18 protein-coding genes are annotated in these 19,253 nt (G+C 72.7%); 7 read left to right on the forward strand and 11 right to left on the reverse strand.

Annotated features, from left to right (window positions below; all coding sequences use genetic code 11):
• A partial coding sequence (locus tag ABZ459_RS34290) for an AfsR/SARP family transcriptional regulator (RefSeq protein ID WP_357979297.1) occupies positions 1-910 on the reverse strand: 910 nt, incomplete at its 3' end.
• Between the two features lie 79 nt (positions 911-989).
• Between ABZ459_RS34290 and ABZ459_RS34295 the strand changes: the two genes are divergently transcribed.
• Positions 990-4,406, forward strand: a complete 3,417-nt coding sequence (locus ABZ459_RS34295) for a serine/threonine-protein kinase (RefSeq protein ID WP_357979299.1) — start codon at positions 990-992, stop codon at positions 4,404-4,406.
• On the opposite strand, the gene ABZ459_RS34300 is transcribed toward ABZ459_RS34295, so the two are convergent.
• Positions 4,403-4,843 carry an ATP-binding protein gene (locus ABZ459_RS34300; RefSeq protein ID WP_357979301.1) on the reverse strand — a complete coding sequence of 147 codons (441 nt, stop codon included), beginning with the start codon at positions 4,841-4,843 and terminating at the stop codon, positions 4,403-4,405. The two genes, ABZ459_RS34295 and ABZ459_RS34300, sit on opposite strands and share 4 nt — an antisense overlap.
• Positions 4,844-4,950: 107 nt before the next feature.
• On the opposite strand from ABZ459_RS34300, the gene ABZ459_RS34305 reads away from it, so the two are divergent.
• Together ABZ459_RS34305 and ABZ459_RS34310 are read left to right on the forward strand one after the other, a co-directional pair.
• Positions 4,951-5,724, forward strand: a complete 774-nt coding sequence (locus ABZ459_RS34305) for a helix-turn-helix transcriptional regulator (protein ID WP_357979303.1) — start codon at positions 4,951-4,953, stop codon at positions 5,722-5,724.
• Positions 5,715-5,954, forward strand: coding sequence for a DUF397 domain-containing protein (locus ABZ459_RS34310; RefSeq protein WP_357979305.1), 240 nt, complete (start codon positions 5,715-5,717; stop codon positions 5,952-5,954). The genes ABZ459_RS34305 and ABZ459_RS34310 overlap by 10 nt, the downstream gene beginning before the upstream one ends.
• Positions 5,955-5,986: 32 nt before the next feature.
• On the opposite strand, the gene ABZ459_RS34315 is transcribed toward ABZ459_RS34310, so the two are convergent.
• Together ABZ459_RS34315 and ABZ459_RS34320 are read right to left on the reverse strand one after the other, a co-directional pair.
• Entirely contained in the window at positions 5,987-6,466 is a 480-nt protein-coding gene (locus tag ABZ459_RS34315; RefSeq protein ID WP_357979307.1) for a hypothetical protein, read from the reverse strand.
• A gap of 324 nt (positions 6,467-6,790) precedes the next feature.
• Complete coding sequence (locus tag ABZ459_RS34320; RefSeq protein ID WP_357979309.1) at positions 6,791-7,522, reverse strand: Mut7-C RNAse domain-containing protein; 732 nt, start codon at positions 7,520-7,522, stop codon at positions 6,791-6,793.
• A gap of 26 nt (positions 7,523-7,548) precedes the next feature.
• Between ABZ459_RS34320 and ABZ459_RS34325 the strand changes: the two genes are divergently transcribed.
• Positions 7,549-8,448: a TAXI family TRAP transporter solute-binding subunit gene (locus ABZ459_RS34325; protein WP_357979311.1), complete on the forward strand. Its 900-nt coding sequence runs from the start codon at positions 7,549-7,551 to the stop codon at positions 8,446-8,448.
• Here the strand turns inward: ABZ459_RS34325 and ABZ459_RS34330 are convergent.
• The 6 genes from ABZ459_RS34330 to ABZ459_RS34355 all read right to left on the reverse strand — a co-directional run bounded on the left by ABZ459_RS34330 (position 8,439) and on the right by ABZ459_RS34355 (position 15,287).
• Positions 8,439-9,764 (reverse strand): HAMP domain-containing sensor histidine kinase, encoded by a 1,326-nt coding sequence (locus ABZ459_RS34330; protein ID WP_357979313.1) that lies wholly within the window; start codon positions 9,762-9,764, stop codon positions 8,439-8,441. The genes ABZ459_RS34325 and ABZ459_RS34330 overlap by 10 nt on opposite strands.
• Entirely contained in the window at positions 9,761-10,426 is a 666-nt protein-coding gene (locus ABZ459_RS34335; RefSeq protein ID WP_357979315.1) for a response regulator transcription factor, read from the reverse strand. The genes ABZ459_RS34330 and ABZ459_RS34335 overlap by 4 nt, the downstream gene beginning before the upstream one ends.
• Positions 10,427-10,435: 9 nt before the next feature.
• On the reverse strand, positions 10,436-11,746 hold the full coding sequence (locus ABZ459_RS34340) for an MFS transporter (RefSeq protein WP_357979317.1): 1,311 nt from the start codon (positions 11,744-11,746) through the stop codon (positions 10,436-10,438).
• Positions 11,747-11,854: 108 nt separating this feature from the next.
• Positions 11,855-13,981, reverse strand: a complete 2,127-nt coding sequence (locus tag ABZ459_RS34345; RefSeq protein WP_357979319.1) for a glycoside hydrolase family 6 protein — start codon at positions 13,979-13,981, stop codon at positions 11,855-11,857.
• 26 nt (positions 13,982-14,007) lie between these two features.
• Positions 14,008-14,982: a GNAT family N-acetyltransferase gene (locus ABZ459_RS34350; protein ID WP_357979321.1), complete on the reverse strand. Its 975-nt coding sequence runs from the start codon at positions 14,980-14,982 to the stop codon at positions 14,008-14,010.
• Positions 14,983-15,041: 59 nt separating this feature from the next.
• The gene (locus tag ABZ459_RS34355) at positions 15,042-15,287 is read right to left on the reverse strand and encodes a DUF2630 family protein (RefSeq protein ID WP_352327988.1); all 246 of its coding nucleotides are present in this window, start codon (positions 15,285-15,287) and stop codon (positions 15,042-15,044) included.
• A gap of 38 nt (positions 15,288-15,325) precedes the next feature.
• On the opposite strand from ABZ459_RS34355, the gene ddaH reads away from it, so the two are divergent.
• Positions 15,326-16,072, forward strand: a complete 747-nt coding sequence (gene ddaH / locus ABZ459_RS34360; protein WP_357979323.1) for a dimethylargininase — start codon at positions 15,326-15,328, stop codon at positions 16,070-16,072.
• 239 nt (positions 16,073-16,311) lie between these two features.
• Positions 16,312-18,018, forward strand: a complete 1,707-nt coding sequence (gene leuA, locus ABZ459_RS34365; RefSeq protein WP_357979325.1) for a 2-isopropylmalate synthase — start codon at positions 16,312-16,314, stop codon at positions 18,016-18,018.
• Between the two features lie 67 nt (positions 18,019-18,085).
• On the opposite strand, the gene ABZ459_RS34370 is transcribed toward leuA, so the two are convergent.
• Positions 18,086-18,781 carry a TetR/AcrR family transcriptional regulator gene (locus tag ABZ459_RS34370; RefSeq protein WP_357979327.1) on the reverse strand — a complete coding sequence of 232 codons (696 nt, stop codon included), beginning with the start codon at positions 18,779-18,781 and terminating at the stop codon, positions 18,086-18,088.
• 117 nt (positions 18,782-18,898) lie between these two features.
• Between ABZ459_RS34370 and ABZ459_RS34375 the strand changes: the two genes are divergently transcribed.
• Positions 18,899-19,252, forward strand: a complete 354-nt coding sequence (locus tag ABZ459_RS34375) for a YrdB family protein (RefSeq protein WP_357979329.1) — start codon at positions 18,899-18,901, stop codon at positions 19,250-19,252.
• Position 19,253: the final 1 nt, after the last annotated feature.

Raw genomic sequence — 19,253 nt, forward strand, 5'->3', positions numbered from 1 at the left:
CCTTCCCCCCCCCCCGCTCTTCGGCTGTTGGCCGCTCGCGGGGGGCGCCCCCGTGGCGGCGCGCCCGGGCCAGGGCCGACTTGCCCGCGCCGGCCTGGCCGTGCACGACGACGTGGCCGCCGACCACCCGGTCGAGCAGGTCGGCGCGGCCGGTGAAGTTCGCGATGTCCGGCGGCAGCAGCACCGGGGGGCCCGCCGAGACGTGCAGCGACACGTCGTCGTGGAGCATGCGGTGGTAGAGCAGTTGCAGCTCGGGGTCGGGCTCGATGGCGTGGCCGCCGTCGAGCTGGTCGCGCAGCACCGCGTACGCGGCCAGCGCGTCGACCCGGCGGCCGCTGCGGTAGAGGGCCAGCATGTACTGGCCGCGGAAGCGCTGCCACAGCGGGTGCTGCTTGGTCAGCCGTTTCAGCTCGGCCAGCAGCTCGCGGTGGCGGCCGGCGTCGAGGTCGGCCTGGACGCGGCGTTCCAGGGCGAGCAGGCGCAGCTCCTCCAGCTCCTCGCGCAGGCGCCGGGTCTCCTCCCACCGCTCGCCGTCGGGGTCGAGGTCCTCCAGGGCGGGGCCGCGCCACAGCGACAGCGCCTCCTCGTACGAGCCGCGGTCGACCAGCAGCCGGAACCGGTCGACGTCGAGCTGGTGCGCGCCGATCGCCAGCACGTACGAGCCGGACACGGTCGTGATCACGTCCTTGCCCAGGAGCTGGCGGAGCTGGCCCACGTACCCGCGGACCAGGGAGTCGGAGCGGTCGCCGCCCTCGCGTGGCCACAGCAGCCGGCGCAGCCGTTCCACGGTCAGCGGGCGGCCCGCGTTCAGCAGGAACATCGCCAGCAGGTCCCGGTGCTTCGGGGTCGTGGGGGTACGATCCCGGCCGCCGTCGCGGACGTCGAGCGGCCCCATGATGCGGAATTCCACGCGGCCTTCCTTTTCGGAGGAGATGTCGATCAGAATGGCACATCTGATGGCTCCCCTGATTTCGTCCGACCCTCACCGCTTGGGGCGTTACTGGCTGGCCGCACGGCTGGGCGCGGGCGGCCAGGGCGTGGTCTACGAGGCGTACGGCGAGGCCGGGGAGCGCGTCGCGGTCAAGGTGCCCAGGTCCGACAGCGCGGAGTCGCGGTCCAGGCTGGTCAAGGAGGCGGCGGCGGCCCAGCGGGTGGCCTCGTTCTGCACGGCCAGGGTGATCGAGGCGCAGGTGGACGACGCGCCGCTGTACATCGTCAGCGAGTACGTGCCGGGGCCGAGCCTGCGGGAGGTGGCCGCGGGGGCGGGGGCGTACGAGGGGGACGCGCTGCGCCGCCTGGCGATCGGCGTCGTGACCGCGCTGACGGCCATCCATCAGGCCGGGATCGTCCACCGCGACCTCAAGCCGGACAACATCATCCTGGGCCCGGACGGCCCGCGCGTGATCGACTTCGGCGTGGCCAGGGAGGTGGGGCCGACCACGACCGGGCCGGTCATGGGCACGCCGGGCTACATGGCGCCCGAGGTGCTCACCGGGCGCGCCGCCACCGAGGCGGCCGACGTGTGGGCGTGGGGGATGGTGGTGCTGTTCGCGGCGCGGGGGCGCGACGCGGTCGAGGCCGGCGAGCCGATGGCGGTCGTGGGCCGGGTGCTGGAGTTCGAGGCGGACGTCACCGGGCTGCCGGAGGAGCTGGCCCCGCTGGTGTCGGCCGCCACCGCCCGCGATCCCGACGCCCGTCCAGCCGCCGGGGACCTGCTGCTCCGCCTGCTGGGCGAGGGCGCCCGCCGGGACGCCGGCGACCCCCTGGCCCGTGGCGGGATCGTGGCGGGGGAGCTGAGGGGGCAGGCCGGGCCCGATCTGGGGGCGATCGCCGAAGAGCTCTACGGCGAGCTGAGCGAGGACGAGCGGACGGCCGTGCCCGAGGTCTTCCTGCGGCTGCTCGACGACGACGGCCTGCGTCCCGTGGAGCGCGAGGAGCTGCCCGAGGCCAAGGCGGTCGACTCGATGCTCGCCGTGTTCGTCTCGGCGGGCATCCTGGCGCCGGGCGGTGGCGCGTACGAACTGGTCGCCCCCGGCCTGGTGCAGGCGTGGCCGCGGCTGCGCGACTGGCTGGCGGGCAACCGCGAGGGGCTGCCCGTGCACCGCCGCCTGGCCGAGGCCGCCGCTGAATGGGACGGCCACGGCCGCAAGCCCGCCGACCTGCTCCAGGGCACCAACCTGGACCGCACGCTGCAGTGGGCCGCCACCGAACGCAAGGACCTCACCCTGGCCGGCCGCGAACGCGACTTCCTGGACGCCGCCGCCGGGCAGGCCCGCAGGCGCACCCGGCGGCGCGGCCTGCTCGCGGCCGTGCTGGCGGTGCTGCTGGTGGCGGCGCTGGGCGGGCTCGGCGCGGCGGAGTACCTGCGCAGGGAGTCGGCCCGGCAACGTGACGAGGCGCTGGCCAGGGAGCTGGCGCTGCGCGCCGCCGGGCTGCGCGAGCTGGAGCCCGCGCTGGCCGGCCTGCTCTCCGTGGCGGCCTGGCGGCTGGCCCCGGCGCTGGTCGAGACGGCGGGCGCGCTGTACGACGCGGGCTCCCAGCACGTCACCGACGTGTTCGTGGCGCCGTACGTGGACGCGGGGAGCGTGCAGGCGCTCAGCACGGACGGCCACGTCCTGGCCTCCGTGACGGACGGCACCGCCCGCCTCTGGGACGTCCCGACCGGCCGGAAGCTGCACGAGCTGGCCGGACTCGGCGCGGGCGTGCAGAGCGTCGCCGTGAGCCTCGACGGCCGCCTCCTGGCCGCCCTGGACGGCAAGGGCGTGCGGCTGTGGGACACCGTCACCGGCAGCCGCCTCGGCGGCCGGTTCGCGAGCAGGGCGGGCGGGTTCGGGGCGCTGGAGTTCGACCGCACCGGCCGCCGTCTCGCGGTGCCGTACGGCTCCGACGGCGAGCAATGGTGGGACGTCGCCACCCGCACCCCCCTCACCGCCCCCGGCGGCGCGATACTCAACGGCGTCAGCCCCGACGGCCGCTACGGCTTCGTCGCCGACGGCGAGGACCGGTCCGAGGTGTGGGACCTGGGCCGCCGCCGGCGGCTGCACCTGCCGGCGCTGCCCGGCACCGGCACCTCCGTCGAGGCCAGGTTCAGCGACGACGGCCGTGCCCTCGTGGTCGTCGAGGACGTGGCCCGCCACGACAAACCCAAGGTCCACCTGTACGAGCTGCCCTCCGGCACCACCGAGTACGAGCTCGAAGGCGAGAACGCCCAGACCGCGGACCTGGTCTTCGACGGCCGGTACGTGGCCACCTGGCGGCCGGCGGACCTGCTCGCCCTGCGGCCGCGCGACAGCCTGGTGACCGCACTGCTGCTCCCGGTGCCGGACGGCGTCACGCAGGTCCGCTTCGACCTGGCGGGCAAGGCCGTACGCCTGCTGAACGCGGCGGGCGGCGTCTCCACCGTCGATGTCTCCACGCTGTTCGATCCCCGGCTCGACGATGAGCTGCCCGACCTGCGGATGAGCCCGGACGGCCGGGTCCTGGCCGTCAAGCGGGACGACCGGCTCGAACTGCTCGACCCGGCGACCCGCCGCCGTCTGGCCGGTCCGATCGCCTGGAAGGGCGACGGCTCGGCGATGGCCTTCAGCGCGGACGGCACGCGGCTGGCCTACGGCGACGGCGCCCGCCTCCGCGTGCTCGATGTCCTGAGCGGGCGGGAGACACACGCGTTCCGGCTGGCCGGGAAGGGGGCGGAGAAGGCCGACGCGCTCGCCTTCGACCCCGGCGGCCGCACCCTGGCCGTGCTGCCGTCCAGGTTCGAGGGACAGCTGCCGCTGGAGCTGCATGACCTCGCCGGCTCGCGGGCGCGGACCACGAAGGTGACGGGCGCCGGGCCCATGAGCTTCGCGCCGGACGGTTCGCGGCTGCTCATGGGAGGCCCTGAGCTGCGGCTCTACGATCCGGCGGGCGGGACCGTGCTGCCGGTGGGGGCCGAGGCCCGGCGGGTCGGCGGCGCCTTCGCCTACAGCCCGGACGGCCGTCAGGTGGCCTTCTCGCATCCCGACCGGATCACGCTGTGGGACCGGGACCTGCGGACCATGCTCGGCGCCTTCCCCAGCGTGCCGGGCGCGGAGCAGTTCGCGCTGCCGGTCTGGTCGCCCGACGGACGGCTGATCGCCACGTACGAGAAGGGCCCGCGGATCCGCCTGTGGGACGTGGCCTCGCGGCGGTACGTCGGGGTCGTGTTCGACGCGATGGCCGAGTCGACCGGCGACAACGTCTGGCTCGGCTTCTCGGCCGACGGCACCAAGCTGTACACCCTGGACGACGACGGCGCCTTCCGTACGCACGACCTCGACCGGCGGCATGTGGCCGCGACCGTGTGCGCCCGCGCCGGCCGCGCGCTCACGGCGGCGGAGTGGCGGACGTACCTGCCGGGGGTCGAGCCGTTCGACGTGTGCCGCTAGGACGTCCAGGCGACGACCTGGAACCAGACCGCCTTGCCGGGCGGCACGGGGTTCCAGCCCCAGTCGTAGGACAGCCGATGGACGATGGCCAGCCCCCGCCCCCGGCAGGCCAGCGGATCGGCCTGGCCCATCCGGGGGAGGGCCGCGCACGAGTCGCGGACCTCCACGGTCAGCAGCCGGCCCTCCCTGACCACCACGACCCGGACGGGTTCGGTCGAGGAGTCGTGGGTGAGCGCGTTGGTGGCCAGCTCCGAGACGAGCAGTTGCGCGATCTCGACGGCGGCCTCCGCCGCTTCGTGATCCGTGGCGACGTCGCGGACGAACCGCCGGACGGAGGAGACGCATCCGGGGTGCCGGGGCATCCGCCGCTCGCCGAGGACCGTGTCCGGCAGGGGCCGCCGGTGGGCGAGCGTCACGGCGGGACTTTCGGATTTCATGTGGCCAGCGTGACGCCATATGACTACGGTCGGTAGTGATCTGATTGCAAGGAGTGGACTTTGAAGTCCGTGCCGTTGGCGTTGAACCCGGGCGAGGGGAGGGCGGGGTGGCCGACTTCTACGCGCCTCAGGCGATTTGGGGCAGGGAGTTGCGGCACTACCGGAAGTCGGCGGGCCTGACACAGGGGCAGCTCGCCGAGCGTATCCATTTCAGCGAGGGCCTGATCAGCGGCGTCGAGACCGGTCAGCTCCCGGCCAGCCCCGAGTTCGCCGAGGCCTGCGACAAGGCCCTCGGCACCGGCGGAGCCCTGCGCCGCCTGCTCGACTGGCGCAAGGGCCAGATCTTCCCCTCCTGGTTCGGCAAGTGGCACGAGAAGGAGCAGGCGGCGCTCACCCTGCGCACCTACGAGCCGCTCCTGGTGCCCGGCCTCCTGCAGACCGAGCAGTACGCCCGCGCCCTGCTGCGCGGCAACGAGGCCGCGGTGGCGGCGCGCATGGAGAGGCAGGCGATCCTTGCCCGCGACGACCCTCCGTCGCTGCGCTGCGTCATCGACGAGGCGGTGCTGTTCCGGCCCATCGGCGGGCCGGAGCTGATGAAGGGTCAGCTCCGGCGGCTGCTCGACGCGGTCACCCCGCGGCTCAGCATCCAGGTCCTCCCGCACGGGCTGCACTCCGGCTTGACGGGTGGCTTCGTGATCGCGACCCTGGACGGAGGCTCCGAGGTGTTGTACGCGGAAACCGCGGTGCGCGGCATCACCACGAGCGATCATGAGGACGTCTCGGCGGCCGTGGAGCGGTTCGAGGCCATCCGTACCGAGGCGTTGCCCTTGAGCATGTCCCTTGAAACGATAAAGAAAGCCATGGTGGAACGATGGACCTGAGCTATGCCCAGTGGCAGAAGTCCAGTTTTTCCGGCGACAACGGCGGCAACTGCGTGGAGATCGCCGAGCTCAAGAACGTTCCTGGCGGCCCTGAGCACAAGGGCGGGCAGGCCGAGCTGGTCGTCGTGCGTGACTCCAAGGACCCCGACGGGCCCAAGCTGTTCTTCACGCCCGCCGAGTGGGACGCGTTCGTGGCGGGCGTGAAGGCGAGCGAGTTCGACCGCGCCTGACGGCGAGGGCACGGCGAGGCTCAGAGCGGGGTTCAGCAGGTGGCCGGACCGGCGTCCCGCTGGACCTCTATGGAGGGCGTCTCGCCCACGTGCGGCGGCATCGCGGACGCGGACATCAGCGGATCGCCCGGGGTGCCGCCGACCTTCTCCAGGAAGTCGGCCCACTCGGTCGGCACGGTGAGCGCGGTGATCGAATACCACTCCCCGGCCATGGCGGGGTCGCCGCCTTCGAGCGAGACGGGCACGTCCCACTGGCCGGAGGCCCGTACGGTGTCGACGCGGTAGAAGCGGGTGTGTCTGGTGCGCGGCATGCCGGTCGTGCGGCGTACGCCGATCAGCAGGGTCGTGCCCTCGGGCAGCGTGGCGGTGCCTCTCACCAGCGGGCACGGCGAGGCGGTGGCCCCGGGGCCGGTGACGGGCGCGGTGATGACGAGCCGGGGCGTCTCCCGCTCGCTCTGCGCCTGGCTGTACTTCACCACGACGCCGGGCAGGCCCACCAGCGTCGTGGCCATGCCGACAATGGCGGTCGCCCACTTCCTTCTGACGCTCCATACGCGAGGAGCGGGCCCGGCACCGTGGCCGAGCTTTCGATTCTTGGCCATTTGCGGTATTTCCCCCGATCGTGCGCCGCGAGATGGATACGCGGAAACGCGACGTGTCCGAATTTTTCCGGATAAACGTCGAATTGGAGTCTTTTGCTCAACGGGGTGGAAGGGTGTCGGCGTGCACCCTGTTTCGGGTGATGCCGTTTCCCCTGCTCATACCCTTGATCGTCCGCGTAACCCCGGCCGAGGGTGTTTTTGAGATCAACTTGACGGTCGTTCTCAAAGAGGGAATCAGTGGCTATTGGCCCAAATGCGCGCCGATTGCACGATCTCCTCAAGGTTGTCGCTGTGCGCGCCCTGCCAGTAGACCTGGCCGCAGTCGCCGCACCGGCCGTAGGCGTCGTAGCTGCGCCGGGTGCCGGCCTCCAGCAGCGGCCCGACCTCGTCCTTCGACACCGGCACGAGCACGCCGTTGCAGGCCGTGCAGCGCGTCCAGGGGGCCAGCGGCGGCTCGAAGCGTTCGAGCACGTCGCGGAGCTGGTCGGCGGGGCGCGAGCCGCGGACGTAGGCCCCCAGCCACAGCGCGCGGCGGCGCAGCAGGCCGCGGTCCTGGGTGAGCAGCACCCGCCGCTCCTCGTTGGCCTGGACCACCAGCGCCGGGTCGTCCATGTCGTTGTGGTACGCGGTGTCCACGCCGAGCAGGCGCAGCCGCCGGGCCAGCGTGCCGAGGTGCACGTCGAGCAGGAACCGCGGCTCGGCGGGCAGCGGCTGCGGCCGGGGCATCGGGTGCACCTCGACCGTCTCGCCCGGCACGAGCAGGTGGGACGGGGCCACGCCGCGGCCGTCCGACACCATCGGGCCGGCCTCGGTCAGCGGGATGCCGAGCGACTCCACGTGGTGGCCGAGCGTCGAGGTGCCGTCGGTGGTCACCTCCTGCCACTCCCGCCGGCGGCTCACGGGCAGGAACATCCTCAGCTCGGCGGCGATGCGCAGGCGTGCGTCCCGTTCGGTCACACTGTCCATTCTGCGGGACCGGATACCGTGAAATCATGCCCATGTCCCGCCGAGCCTTCCTCGGGCTCGCCGCGCTCGCGGCCGGCTGCTCCACGGCCAGGCCCGCCGAGCTGCGACTGGTCACCGGGCTGGCGGGCGGCCCGTACGGCGCGCTCGGTCAGCGGCTGGCGGGCGAGCTGCGGCACGACGGGCTGACCGTGCGGGTGGTGGAGACCGCGGCCAGCGTCCAGAACCTCACCATGATGGCCGGCGGCCGGGCCGACGTCGGGTTCGCGCTGGCCGACAGCGCCGACGACGCGGTCAGGGTGCGCCACCAGCCGGTCTCCGCGCTGGCCCGGATGTACATGAACTACGTGCATCTGGTCGTCCGCGAGGGCGCGCGCATCACCGGCGTCGGCGACCTGGCGGGACGTCCGGTGTCGATCGGGGTCGAGGGGTCGGGCACGGCGGTGACCGCGACGCGCGTGTTGTCGGCCGCCGGGCTGCGCACGCCGCCGCGGATCACCAGGCTCGGCCTCGACGCCTCCGTCACCGAGCTGCGCGCCGGCCGCATCGAGGCGTTCTTCTGGTCGGGCGGCGTGCCGACGCCCGCGCTCGCCGCGCTCGACGACATCGCGCTGGTGCCGCTGGAGTCGCTGGTGCCGGTGCTGCGCCGCCGCTACGGGCCGGTCTACGAGCACGCCGCCGTGCCGGCCGGCGCGTACGGGCTGGCCAGGCAGGTGCCGACCGTGGGCACGCCGAGCTACCTGATGTGCCGTACGACGCTCCCCGACGACCTGGCCTTCACCGTCACCGAGACGCTCTTCCGCGCCCGCGACCGCCTCCAGGCCCCCTCGGCCCCCGGCGGCCGCCTCGACAGGCGTTACGCCATCGGCACCGGCGTCGTGCCCCTGCACCCGGGCGCGGCCCGCTACTACCGCTCGGTCTACGGCTGAGCCAGGGCCAGCTCGACCACCAGCCCGTGCGGCACGGCGGGCAGCAGCCGCAGGGTGGCCCCGCACGCCTTGGCCAGCTCGGCGGCGATGGCCAGGCCGAGCCCGCTGCCCGGCACGTTCGCGTGCGCCCCCGACCGCCAGAACCGCCCCAGCGCCTCGGCCCGCTCCTCCGCGCCCAGCCCCGGCCCGTCGTCGGCGACGCGCAGCACCTCGCCGTCGAGCGTGACCGTCACCGTGCCGCCCTCGGGGACGAACTTCTGGGCGTTGTCCAGGGCGATGTCGGCGATCCTGGCCGCCGCCTCCGGCACCACCGCGCCCGCGGGGACGTCGGCCACCAGGCACACGCCCTTGGCCGCGTAGACCTCGCGCCACACCGCCAGCCGCTCGCCGAGCACGACCTCCTTGCCCGCCAGACCCGCGCCCGCCTCCACCTTGGCCAGCGCCAGCAGGTCCTCCACCAGCAACGCCAGCCGGTCGAGCTCGGACATCGCCTCGGCGTACTCGGCCGTGCCCTCCTCGCGCAGGTGCGGCTCCAGGTTCTCCAGCCGCAGCCCGAGCACGGTCAGCGGGGTGCGCAGCTCGTGCGAGGCGTCGGCCACGAACGCGCGTTGCCGTTCCATCGCGGCCGAGACCGCGTCGGCCATCGCGTTGAAGCGCTCCTCCAGCCGCCGCAGCTCCGACGGGCCCGCCCCTGGATGCGCCCGCGCGTCGAGCTGACCCTGCGCGATGGCCCGCGTGGTGCGGTCGAGCTCGGTCACCGGCCGCAGGATCCAGCGGGCCAGCCGCCGGGCCGCCAGCGCCGACCAGGCCAGCGCGACCAGCGCCCCCGCCGCCAGCGCGCCCCAGACCAGCGACACGTCCAGCCGGGCCTGCCCGGTCGGGGCTTCCAGCAGCACCACGCCGGACAGCTGCGCGTCACGCCCGGCGGGCTCGGCCAGCAGCACCGTGGCCGGGCCGAACGGGCTGACCGTGGGCAGGTCCTCGGTCGTGCGGCCGGACAGTGCGAGCCGGGTCGCCTCCCGGTCGTCGGCCTCGAACCGGCCGGCCGAGACCAGGATCGAGCCGTCGCGGTCGCGCACCCGGACGGCCGCGCCGTACAGGTCGGCGTAGCGGGAGACCTCGGTGATCAGGCCCGTACGGTCGTCGTCGCGGGCCGCGGCGTCGGCCAGCTCGGCGAAGCGGGTGGCGTCGGCACGCCGGTCGAGCAGCAGGCGGTTGGTCCGGTGGGAGGCGTAGGCCAGGCCGAGCGGCACCGCCAGCGCCGCGATCAGGAAGACGATCAGCGTGGTGAACGTGACCACCAGACGCGCGTTCATCCCGCCGGGCCCAGCCGGTAGCCGGTGCCGCGCAACGTCTCCACCAGCCCGGGACGCCCGGTCTTGGACCGCAGCCCCGCCACGTGCACGTCGAGCGACCGGGACGCCGACAGCAGCGGATCGCCCCAGACCTCGTCGAGGATCTCCTCCCGGCTGCGCACCACGCCCGGCTCGCGGGCCAGCAGCGCCAGCACGTCGAACTCGCGCCTGGTCAGCGCCACCGGCTGCCCGGCCACCGTGACCTGCCTGCACTCCAGGTCGATGCGCACGTCGCCGACGCACACCACGTGGTCGCGCACCGGCATCGGACGCGTGCCGCGCCGCAGCACCGCCTCCATGCGGGCCATCAGCTCGACCGTGCGGAACGGCTTGACCAGGTAGTCGTCGGCCCCCGAGCGCAGGCCGCGCAGCACCTCGCGCTCCTGCGTGCGCGCAGTGACCACGATGAGCGGCACCGCCGAGACGCGGCGCAGCCGGCGCAGCACGTCGAGCCCGTCCATGTCGGGCAGGCCCAGGTCGAGCAGCACGAAGTCGACGCCCCCCGCCAGGCGGAGGGCGTCGACGGCCAGGCCGGCGCGGGTGACCGAATGGCCGTGCCGGGCCAGCGCCGTGGTGAGCGCGGAGGCGAGGCGATCGTCGTCCTCGACCAGGAGAACCCGCATGGTGCCAGGTTAGACGCGGGCGGTGACCGGATCCGACGGCTCGGCGCCCTCGCTGCGGGACAGCGCCGCGTCGCGGGTCTCGCGCATGGTCAGGTAGACGACCAGGGAGACGGCGGCGCAGGCGGAGACGTACCAGAAGAAGCCGGACTCGATGCCCTTGTCCTTGAACCACAGGGCGACGTACTCGGCGGTGCCGCCGAACAGGGCGTTCGCGATCGCGTACGGCAGCGCCACCCCCAGCGCGCGCACGTGCGTCGGGAACAGCTCGGCCTTCACCACGGCGTTGATCGAGGTGTAGCCGGTGACGATCACCAGGCCGGCGAGCGACAGGACGAGCGCGCCCCCGAAGCCGCTCGCCCCGCCCAGCGCGGTCATCAACGGCACCGTCCCCAGCATCGACCCGATCCCGAACGTGATCAGCAGCGGCCTGCGCCCGATGCGGTCCGACAGCGCCCCGGCCAGCGGCTGCAGGCACATGAAGATGAACAGTGCGCAGAAGCTGACCAGCGTGGCCGTCTCCTTCGCCAGGCCCGCGGTGTTCGACAGGTACTTGGTGAGGTACGTCGTGTAGGTGTAGTACGCGACCGTGCCGCCCATGGTCAGGGCGATGACCAGCAGCGCCTCCTTCTTGTGCGCGAGGAGCTGCCTGATGGTGCCCTTGTCCCGGCGCTCCTCTTCCTCCTCGCCGTACGCCTCGGTCTCCAGCAGGCTGCGGCGCAGGTAGAACACGACGGCGGCGGCCAGGGCGCCGACCACGAACGGCACGCGCCAGCCGTAGGAGTTCAGGGCCTCCTTCGACATCGTGTTCTGCAGGATGATCTGCAGGCCGAGGCCGACGAGCTGGCCGGCGGTCATGGAGACGTACTGGAAGCTGGAGGCGAAGCCGCGCCGGCCGCGCGGGGTGGCCTCGGTCAGGTACGTGGCGCTGGCGGCGTACTCGCCGCCGACCGACAGGCCCTGGAGCAGCCGCGCGACCACCAGGACCAGCGCGCCGGCGTAACCGACCGACTCGTACGTCGGGGCGACGGCGATCAGCAGCGCGCTGGCCGACATCAGCGTGACGGTGAGCGTGAGCGCCGCCTTGCGGCCCCGGCGGTCGGCGTAGCGGCCGAGCAGCCAGCCGCCGAGCGGGCGCATGAAGAAGCCGACGGCGAAGATGGCCGCGGTGTTGAGCAGCTTGGCCGTGTCGTCCCCGTCAGGGAAGAACGAAGCGGCGAAGTACACGGCGAAGCTGCTGTAGACGAACCAGTCGTACCACTCGACCAGATTGCCGACGGAGCCGCCGATCACTGCCTTCCACGGCACGCGCGCTTTGTTCATGTAGGACCTCCTGGGGGGAGTGGGTGCAGGCCAGAGCCTCTCCCCAGAAGGTTGTTCGGACAAGGTGCGGCGGCTCAGATCTAACGTGCGCTTAACATCGGGTTCTCCTCAGCGCAACGGGGGCCGGGCGTTCCTCGCGCGTTCGAGCGCCAGGTCGGCCCACCACTCGCCGCTCTCCGGCGCCACCACGCCGCGCTCGGGGTCCTTGTCGCCGTCCGTGCCGCGCCGGCACCGTCCGCCGGAGCTGCCGGCCCGGGTGATCCACAGGTAGGCGTCCGCCAGCTCCTCGCCCGTGTCGGTCGTGGGCCGCTCGCCGACGCCACGGCCCGGTGGGTTGCACCAGGTCTGCGGGTCTTTGTACTTCTTCGTCGGCGACCACGAGCCCTGGCCGTTCCTGGCCGTGTCCACCACGAAGTGCGGCAGGTCGCCGCCGGGGTCGGCGTCCTTCGGGCAGGTGGTGCCGCCGGTTTTGCGCATGACGGCGATGCAGGCCGACAGCGACTTGCCGTACTCGACGGCCCTGGGGGTGCGCTGGAAGGAGGCGGTGTTGACGAAGAACCCGTCGGCCTGGTCGATGCCCGCGCCGATCAGGCGCTGGGCCATGACCTCGGTGCCGGGGTAGAGGTCCTGGCTGCCGTCGAGGTAGACGGCCGTGCCGGCGTGCCCGGTCCTGAGCGACCGCACGGCCTCGCGCAGGTCGCGGTAGCGCTGCTCGGCCGTGCCGGCAGACGTGCAGTCCTTGGTGCCGGGGAGGTTGACCAGGCTGGACGGCTCCAGGATGATCACGGCCTTGCGGTCCCCGATCTGGTGGGCGACGCCCTTGACCCACTCCTGGTAGACCTTCATCTCGCCGGCGCCCGTGGCGGCGCAGTCGCCGCCGCCCGGCATGTAGTTGATCAGGAACACGGGCACGCCGCCCGCCTCCTGCGCGGCGGTCACGGCGGTCTCGACCGTGGCCCTGACCTCGGGCTGGTTCAGGCGGATGGCGTGGGGGACGGCGGCCAGCCGGTCCATGAGCGCGGCGTCGGCCGGGCGGTCCTTCCGCCAGACGGCGGCCTGGCGGGCGGCGGCCTTCTCCTTCTCGGAGTAGAAGGTGACGCCGTTCTCGCGCAGCGGGTTGCGGGCTGTCGTGGTGGTGGCCGGTGTCGTGGTGGTGGCCGTGCGGCTGCTCGCGGGGGTGTCGTCGTGGGGCCACAGCAGGACCGTGGTGACGCCGGCGGCCGCCACCACGACAGCCGCGGCCGTGGCCAGCAGCCTCGTCCGCCGCTTCCCCGCCGTCGTCTCCTCGGAGGGTGAAGGGGGGAGGGTGTCCGGCGATCCGGCGGGGGGTGGTGGTGTGGCGTTCGGGCGCCGCTTCTCCGCCGTCGTCTCTTCGGGGGGTGAAGGGGGGAGGGTGTCCGGCGGCCCGGCGGGAGGTCGTGTGGCGGCGGCTGAGGGGGTGGCGGTGCTGAGGTGGTCGATCAGGTCCTGGGCCGTGGGGCGGGCGACCGGGCTCTTGGACAGGGACGCCGTCACCAGGTCCAGCAGCGGCCCCGACAACCCCCGCAGCTCGGGAGCCTCGTTGACGATGCGTAACAGGATCGTCGGCACCGACCCCGACCCGAACGGCGGCCGCCCCCCGGCGGCGAAGGCGACCGTGCAGCCCCACGAGAAGATGTCCGAGGCCGGCCCGACCCGCGACCCCGCCACCTGCTCGGGCGACATGTACGACGGCGTCCCCACGATCGCGCTGCTCATCTCCGACTCCGCCAGTCGCGCGATGCCGAAGTCGATGACCTTGGGCCCCACCTGGGACAGCAGCACGTTCGACGGTTTGAGGTCACGGTGCACGACCCCGGCCCCGTGGATGGCCCGCAACGCCATCGCCATGGCCGCGGCCAGCCCGTCGAGCGCGGAGCCCTTCAGCGGCCCGGAGTCGCGCACCGCGTCGTCCAGGCTGGGCCCCTCGACGTACTCGGTGACCAGGTACGCCACGTCCGCGTGCACGTCGGCGTCGAGCACCGGGGCGGTGCAGAAGCGGGCGACCCGCCGGGCCGCGGCCACCTCGCGGGCGAACCTGCGCCGGAAGTCGGGGTCGGCGTCCATCCTGGCGTGGATGAGCTTGACGGCCACCCGCGTGCCGCCGGGGTCCTCGCCCAGGTAGACGACGCCCATGCCGCCCTCGCCCAGCCGGCCCAGGAGGGCGTAGCGCCCCACCTGCCGTGGATCCGCGTCCCTCAACGCCTCCAACGTCATGACGTGTCAGGTTAGCCGGGGAAAGGTCAGACCGTCAGCCGCCACTCGTCCCATTCGTCGAGCAGCTCGAACCCCATGGCCTCGTTGATGGCCAGCATGTGGGCGTTGGACGTGGCGTTCCAGGTGATGATCCGCTCCAGGTGCGGCTCGCGCTCGCGCAGCCACAGCAGGTTGGAGAGCTTGAGCAGCAGGCCCAGGCGATGGCCGCGGTGCTCGCGCAGGACGGTGGTGTCGGCCTGGTGGCCCCAGCCGTCGGAGCGGTCGGCGGTGAGGTAGATCCGGGTGTAGCCGGCGGGCGAGCCGTCGGAGTCGCGCCTGGCGATCATCGTGTAACAGGTCTCGCCGCCGAGCTTGACGCGCTCCTCGCGCAGGCGCAGGCGGTCGAGGCTGAAGGTCATGTCCTCGACGTCGGCGTCGCGCGGGGCGTCGTTCATGCCGCCCATCAGCGTGGCGAGGTCGGCCAGCAGCTCAGGACCGGCCGGGCCGGCGAACCGCTCGATGGTGTAGCCGGGCACCTCGGGCAGCATGCCGCGCAGCGCGGCCCAGTCGGCCGTGCGCAGGTCGAGCGTGCGGCGGGCCTCCTGGAGGGCGACCGTCATGCCGTGGGCACGGGCGAAGCGGGCGCCGACGCCGGTGGTGGGGGTCTCGGTGAGCAGCAGGGTGCGGCCGTGGGCGCGCATCCGGCCGAGGGCGTGCTCGAACAGCTCGCCGCCGAGGCCGCGGCCGCGCAGCTCGGGCCGGACCACGAGCGGGAAGAGCCAGCCCATGTGCCGGTTGTCGTACTGGTGCAGCGCCAGGGAGTAGCCGCCGGCGACCTTGCCGCCGTCGGTCGTCACCCAGGTCTCGACCTGGTCGCCGGGGCCGCCCAGGCGGGCGATGACGGACAGGCGGGCGAGTGACAACTTGGGGCCGGGCTCGTGCGCGTGGGCGGCCAGGTAGGCGTCGTGCAGGCCCGTCATCAGCTCGCCCGGCCGGTCGAAGTCGATTGGCTGGATGTGCATCCGTCCAGCCAATCGCATCGGCGGCGCCCCCTGCCAGCCGTTTTACCGCCGGTGGGGTGCTACTGCCGGTAGTTCTCCACCTCGCCGGCCGGGCGGACGGCCGCGCCGTCGGGGTCCTCGCCCGCGCCGCGCCTGGCCCGGCGCTGGCGGAGCAGGTCCCAGCACTGGTCGAGCGCCACCTCCAGCTGCTTGACCCGCGCGTGCTCCTCGTCGGAGGTGACCTCGCCCGCCGACAGCCTGCCGCGCAGCTCGTGCTCCTCGGCGACCAGAGCGCTGATCCTGGTGAGAATCTCGTCGTCCCGCATGCCCAAGACTCTAACGACTGCGTGATAGAACACGCCCTATGTCTGGTATCGCGCTGGTAAGGAAGCCCGGACCCCGGATCGCCGAGGGCATCGTCACGCACATCGAGCGTGCGCCCGTGGATCACGAACGTGCACGTCACCAGCATGACGCCTACGTCGCGGCGCTGGCCGCGGCCGGTTGGCGGCCGGTCTACGCCGAGGACGCCGACCACCTGCCCGACGCGCCCTTCGTGGAGGACGCCGTGGTGGTGTCGGGGCGGCTGGCCGTGCTCACCCGGCCGGGCGCGCCGGAGCGGCGTCCGGAGGTGGAGTCCGTGGAGCGGGCCGTACGGGAGCTCGGCCTGAAGGCGGTCAGGATCGCCCGCCCCGGCACCCTGGACGGCGGCGACGTGCTCCAGGTCGGCCCCACCGTGTACGTCGGCAGGTCGGCCCGCACCGACGACGAGGGCGTCACCCAGCTCGCCGCCCTGCTGCCCGAGCGGCAGGTCGTGCCCGTGGACCTGCGCGGCGTGCTGCACCTGAAGTCGGCGGTGACCGCCCTGCCCGACGGGACGCTCATCGGCGATCCCGGTCGCGTCGAGCTGCCGGGCCTGCTGGAACCGCCGGAGGAGCCGGGCGCGCACGTGGTGCCGCTGGGCGGTGACCGGGTGCTGCTGGCCGCCTCGGCCCCGAGGACCGCGGCGATGCTGGAGAAGCGCGGGCTCGTCGTGACGAGGGTGGACATCTCGGAGTTCGAGCGGCTGGAGGGTTGCGTCACCTGCCTGAGCGTGCTCATCCCGGACTAGCGATGGCCGCAGCCGGAATTTCACGGCCCTGACCAGGTGTTTCACCATCGGTGGACCGATCGGCTCTCATGATATGAGATCAAGGGCAGCGAATCCCGAGACGTCTGGTAGCGTGCTTGGCATGCTGCGCGGGCTGCTTCTTAGCTGCCGCGGCGAGGGCCTGTAAGGCCGGCTCCCTCGTCGCGGAGCCAGTCATGCGCGTCGGCCGCTTTCGACTCGACCGACGAGGAGCAGCAGACATGAACGCCCAGCAGCCCAGTCCCATGCCGGCCCATCGTTATCAGCCGTTCGAACCGATCAGGCTGACCGATCGCACCTGGCCCGACCAGGTCATCGACAAGGCGCCCCGGTGGTGCGCGGTCGACCTGCGCGACGGCAACCAGGCCCTGATCGACCCGATGGACTCCCACCGCAAGCTCCAGATGTTCGAGCTGCTGGTACGCATGGGCTACAAGGAGATCGAGGTGGGCTTCCCGGCCGCCTCCCAGACCGACTTCGACTTCGTCCGGCAGATCATCGACGAGGGCCGCATCCCCGACGACGTCGTCATCCAGGTGCTGACCCAGGCCAGGCCCGAGCTGATCGAGCGCACCTTCGAGGCGATCGAGGGCGCCAAGCAGGCCATCGTCCACCTGTACAACTCGACCTCCACCCTCCAGCGCCGCGTCGTGTTCGGCCAGGACAAGGAGGGCATCACCGCCATCGCCGTCGAGGGCGCCAAGCTGGTCAGGAAGCTGGCCGAGGCCACCGACGTCGACGTCTTCTTCCAGTACTCGCCCGAGTCGTTCACCGGCACCGAGCTGGAGTACGCCGTCGAGGTGTGCGACGCCGTCAACGAGGTGTGGCAGCCCACCCCCGACCGCAAGGTCATCATCAACCTGCCCGCCACGGTCGAGATGGCCACGCCCAACGTCTACGCCGACCAGATCGAGTGGATGCACCGCAACCTGCGCCACCGCGACTCGATCGTGCTGTCGCTGCACCCGCACAACGACCGGGGCAGCGCCGTGGCCGCCGCCGAGCTGGGCTACATGGCCGGCGCCGACCGCATCGAGGGCTGCCTGTTCGGCAACGGCGAGCGCACCGGCAACGTGTGCCTGGTCACCCTGGGCATGAACCTGTTCTCGCAGGGCGTCGACCCCGAGATCGACTTCAGTGACATCGACGAGATCCGCCGCGTCACCGAGTACTGCAACCAGCTGCCGGTGCACCCGCGCCACCCGTGGGGCGGCGAGCTGGTCTACACCGCCTTCTCCGGCTCGCACCAAGATGCCATCAAGAAGGGCTTCGAGCACCTGGAGCGCGACGCCGCGGCGGCCGGCACGCCGGTGGCCGAGTTCACCTGGGCGGTGCCCTACCTGCCGATCGACCCCAAGGACATCGGCCGCACCTACGAGGCCGTCATCCGGGTCAACAGCCAGTCGGGCAAGGGCGGCGTGGCCTACATCATGAAGGCCGACCACCAGCTCGACCTGCCGCGCCGGCTGCAGATCGAGTTCTCCAAGGTCGTGCAGGCCCGCACCGACGAAGGCGGCGGCGAGATCAGCCCCACCGCCATGTACGAGATCTTCCGCGACGAATACCTGCCCAACCCCGCCAACCGCTGGGGCCGGCTGAGCCTCATGGCCCACCGCCACGAGTCGACCGTCGACGACAAAGACCGCATCGGCGCCGACGTGCGCCTCGACGGTGAGATCCGGGAGATCGCGGGCGTGGGCAACGGCCCGATCTCGGCCTTCATCGACGCCATCGCCGGCGTCGGCATCAAGGTGCGGGTCCTCGACTACGTCGAGCACGCGATGAGCGCGGGCAGCGACGCCAAGGCCGCCTCCTACCTGGAGTGCGAGGTCGACGGGCAGGTGCTGTGGGGTGTGGGCGTCGACGCCAACACCACCACGGCCTCGCTCAAGGCCATCATCTCGGCGGTCAACCGCGCCGCGCGCTGACGTCCTCGCGGAAAGGGGCAGGAGTGCCGGACACTCCTGCCCCTTTCGCCTTGCCGGGACGTTCCGATCACGCGGCGAGGCCGAGCGCCGCGGCGGCCAGCCGCAGCGCGTGGTCGAAGGCCGCCCGCCGGCTGTCGATCGTGTTGTTGAACTGGCCGAACACCTCGAAGCTGACCCAGCCGTAGAGCGTCGACCAGGACGCCATGGCCCGCCACACCACGTCGTCGGGCACGCCGGGCATCAGGGCGCGGATGTTCTCGGCGTCCGCGGCCACCTCGGCGGGCGGCTCGGGAGCGGCCGGCGGGTGCAGCTCGCCCGCGTCCCAGGCGTCGGCGACGAGCGCGCCGAGCACGGTGACGTCGCGCAGCCGGGCCGCGACGGTGTCCTGCGGCGCCTGGTAACCGGGCACGGGCGAGCCGTAGAGCAGCGCGTACTCGTGGGGGTGGGTCACCGCCCAGTCGCGTACGGCGTGGCCGGCGGCCAGCCAGCGGTCGAGGTGGGCCGTGCGCGGGCAGGCGGCCTCGGCCTGCTCGACGGCCTCGCCCAGCGCGTTGTAGCCGTCGATGATCAGCGCGGTCAGCAGGTCGTCGCGGCTCGGGAAGTAGCGGTAGATGGCCGAGGAGACCATGCCCATCTCCCGCGCCACGGCCCGCAGCGACAGGCCGCCCGCGCCGTCGGTGGCCAGTTGGCGGCGGGCGATGTCGGTGATCTCCCTGGTGAGCTCGGCTCTCACGCGCTCTCGCGCGGTTCGGCTGGCTGTCATGGACAGCAGGCTATCAGAGCACTGGCAAAAAACGAGAGCACCGCTCTTGACGAATGCCGCTCTTTTGGGAGAGCATTGCTCTCGTAAGCGAACAGCGCACCCCCTCAGGAGATCCCCATGCTCGCCCTCGCCAAGAACGCCAACGCCGCCCTGATGTTCTTCCTGGAGCTCGGCGTGCTGGGCGCGGTGGCCTACTGGGGCTTCACGCTCAGCCCGAACTGGGTGATCAAGCTCCTGGCGGGGCTGGGCGGCCCGGCGCTGTTCATCGCCGTGTGGGCGCTGTTCGGCGCGGGTGGCGGCGCGAACGCCACGATCCCGCTCACCGGCCTGGCCCGCGTCGTGCTGGAGATCGTCTGGTTCGGCGGCGGCGCGCTCGCCCTCTACGCCGCCGGCCGGGTCACCCCGGCGATCGTCTTCGCCGCCGTCTTCGTCGTCAACGCGCTGCTGCGCGTCATCTGGAAGCAGGTCTGAT

Origin of the sequence: Nonomuraea sp. NPDC005692 (assembly GCF_040631115.1) — a bacterium.
Lineage (GTDB): Bacteria > Actinomycetota > Actinomycetes > Streptosporangiales > Streptosporangiaceae > Nonomuraea.

What these genes read in the sequence shown, in the direction of transcription:
- ABZ459_RS34300 (WP_357979301.1), bottom strand. Translation starts at nt 4,843, where the DNA reads ATGAAATCCGAAAGTCCCGCCGTGACGCTCGCCCACCGGCGGCCCCTG.
- ABZ459_RS34310 (WP_357979305.1), top strand. Translation starts at nt 5,715, where the DNA reads ATGGACCTGAGCTATGCCCAGTGGCAGAAGTCCAGTTTTTCCGGCGAC.
- ABZ459_RS34315 (WP_357979307.1), bottom strand. Translation starts at nt 6,466, where the DNA reads ATGGCCACGACGCTGGTGGGCCTGCCCGGCGTCGTGGTGAAGTACAGC.
- ABZ459_RS34320 (WP_357979309.1), bottom strand. Translation starts at nt 7,522, where the DNA reads ATGGACAGTGTGACCGAACGGGACGCACGCCTGCGCATCGCCGCCGAG.
- ABZ459_RS34325 (WP_357979311.1), top strand. Translation starts at nt 7,549, where the DNA reads ATGCCCATGTCCCGCCGAGCCTTCCTCGGGCTCGCCGCGCTCGCGGCC.
- ABZ459_RS34330 (WP_357979313.1), bottom strand. Translation starts at nt 9,764, where the DNA reads ATGAACGCGCGTCTGGTGGTCACGTTCACCACGCTGATCGTCTTCCTG.
- ABZ459_RS34335 (WP_357979315.1), bottom strand. Translation starts at nt 10,426, where the DNA reads ATGCGGGTTCTCCTGGTCGAGGACGACGATCGCCTCGCCTCCGCGCTC.
- ABZ459_RS34340 (WP_357979317.1), bottom strand. Translation starts at nt 11,746, where the DNA reads ATGAACAAAGCGCGCGTGCCGTGGAAGGCAGTGATCGGCGGCTCCGTC.
- ABZ459_RS34345 (WP_357979319.1), bottom strand. Translation starts at nt 13,981, where the DNA reads ATGACGTTGGAGGCGTTGAGGGACGCGGATCCACGGCAGGTGGGGCGC.
- ABZ459_RS34350 (WP_357979321.1), bottom strand. Translation starts at nt 14,982, where the DNA reads ATGCACATCCAGCCAATCGACTTCGACCGGCCGGGCGAGCTGATGACG.
- ABZ459_RS34355 (WP_352327988.1), bottom strand. Translation starts at nt 15,287, where the DNA reads ATGCGGGACGACGAGATTCTCACCAGGATCAGCGCTCTGGTCGCCGAG.
- ddaH (WP_357979323.1), top strand. Translation starts at nt 15,326, where the DNA reads ATGTCTGGTATCGCGCTGGTAAGGAAGCCCGGACCCCGGATCGCCGAG.
- leuA (WP_357979325.1), top strand. Translation starts at nt 16,312, where the DNA reads ATGAACGCCCAGCAGCCCAGTCCCATGCCGGCCCATCGTTATCAGCCG.
- ABZ459_RS34370 (WP_357979327.1), bottom strand. Translation starts at nt 18,781, where the DNA reads ATGACAGCCAGCCGAACCGCGCGAGAGCGCGTGAGAGCCGAGCTCACC.
- ABZ459_RS34375 (WP_357979329.1), top strand. Translation starts at nt 18,899, where the DNA reads ATGCTCGCCCTCGCCAAGAACGCCAACGCCGCCCTGATGTTCTTCCTG.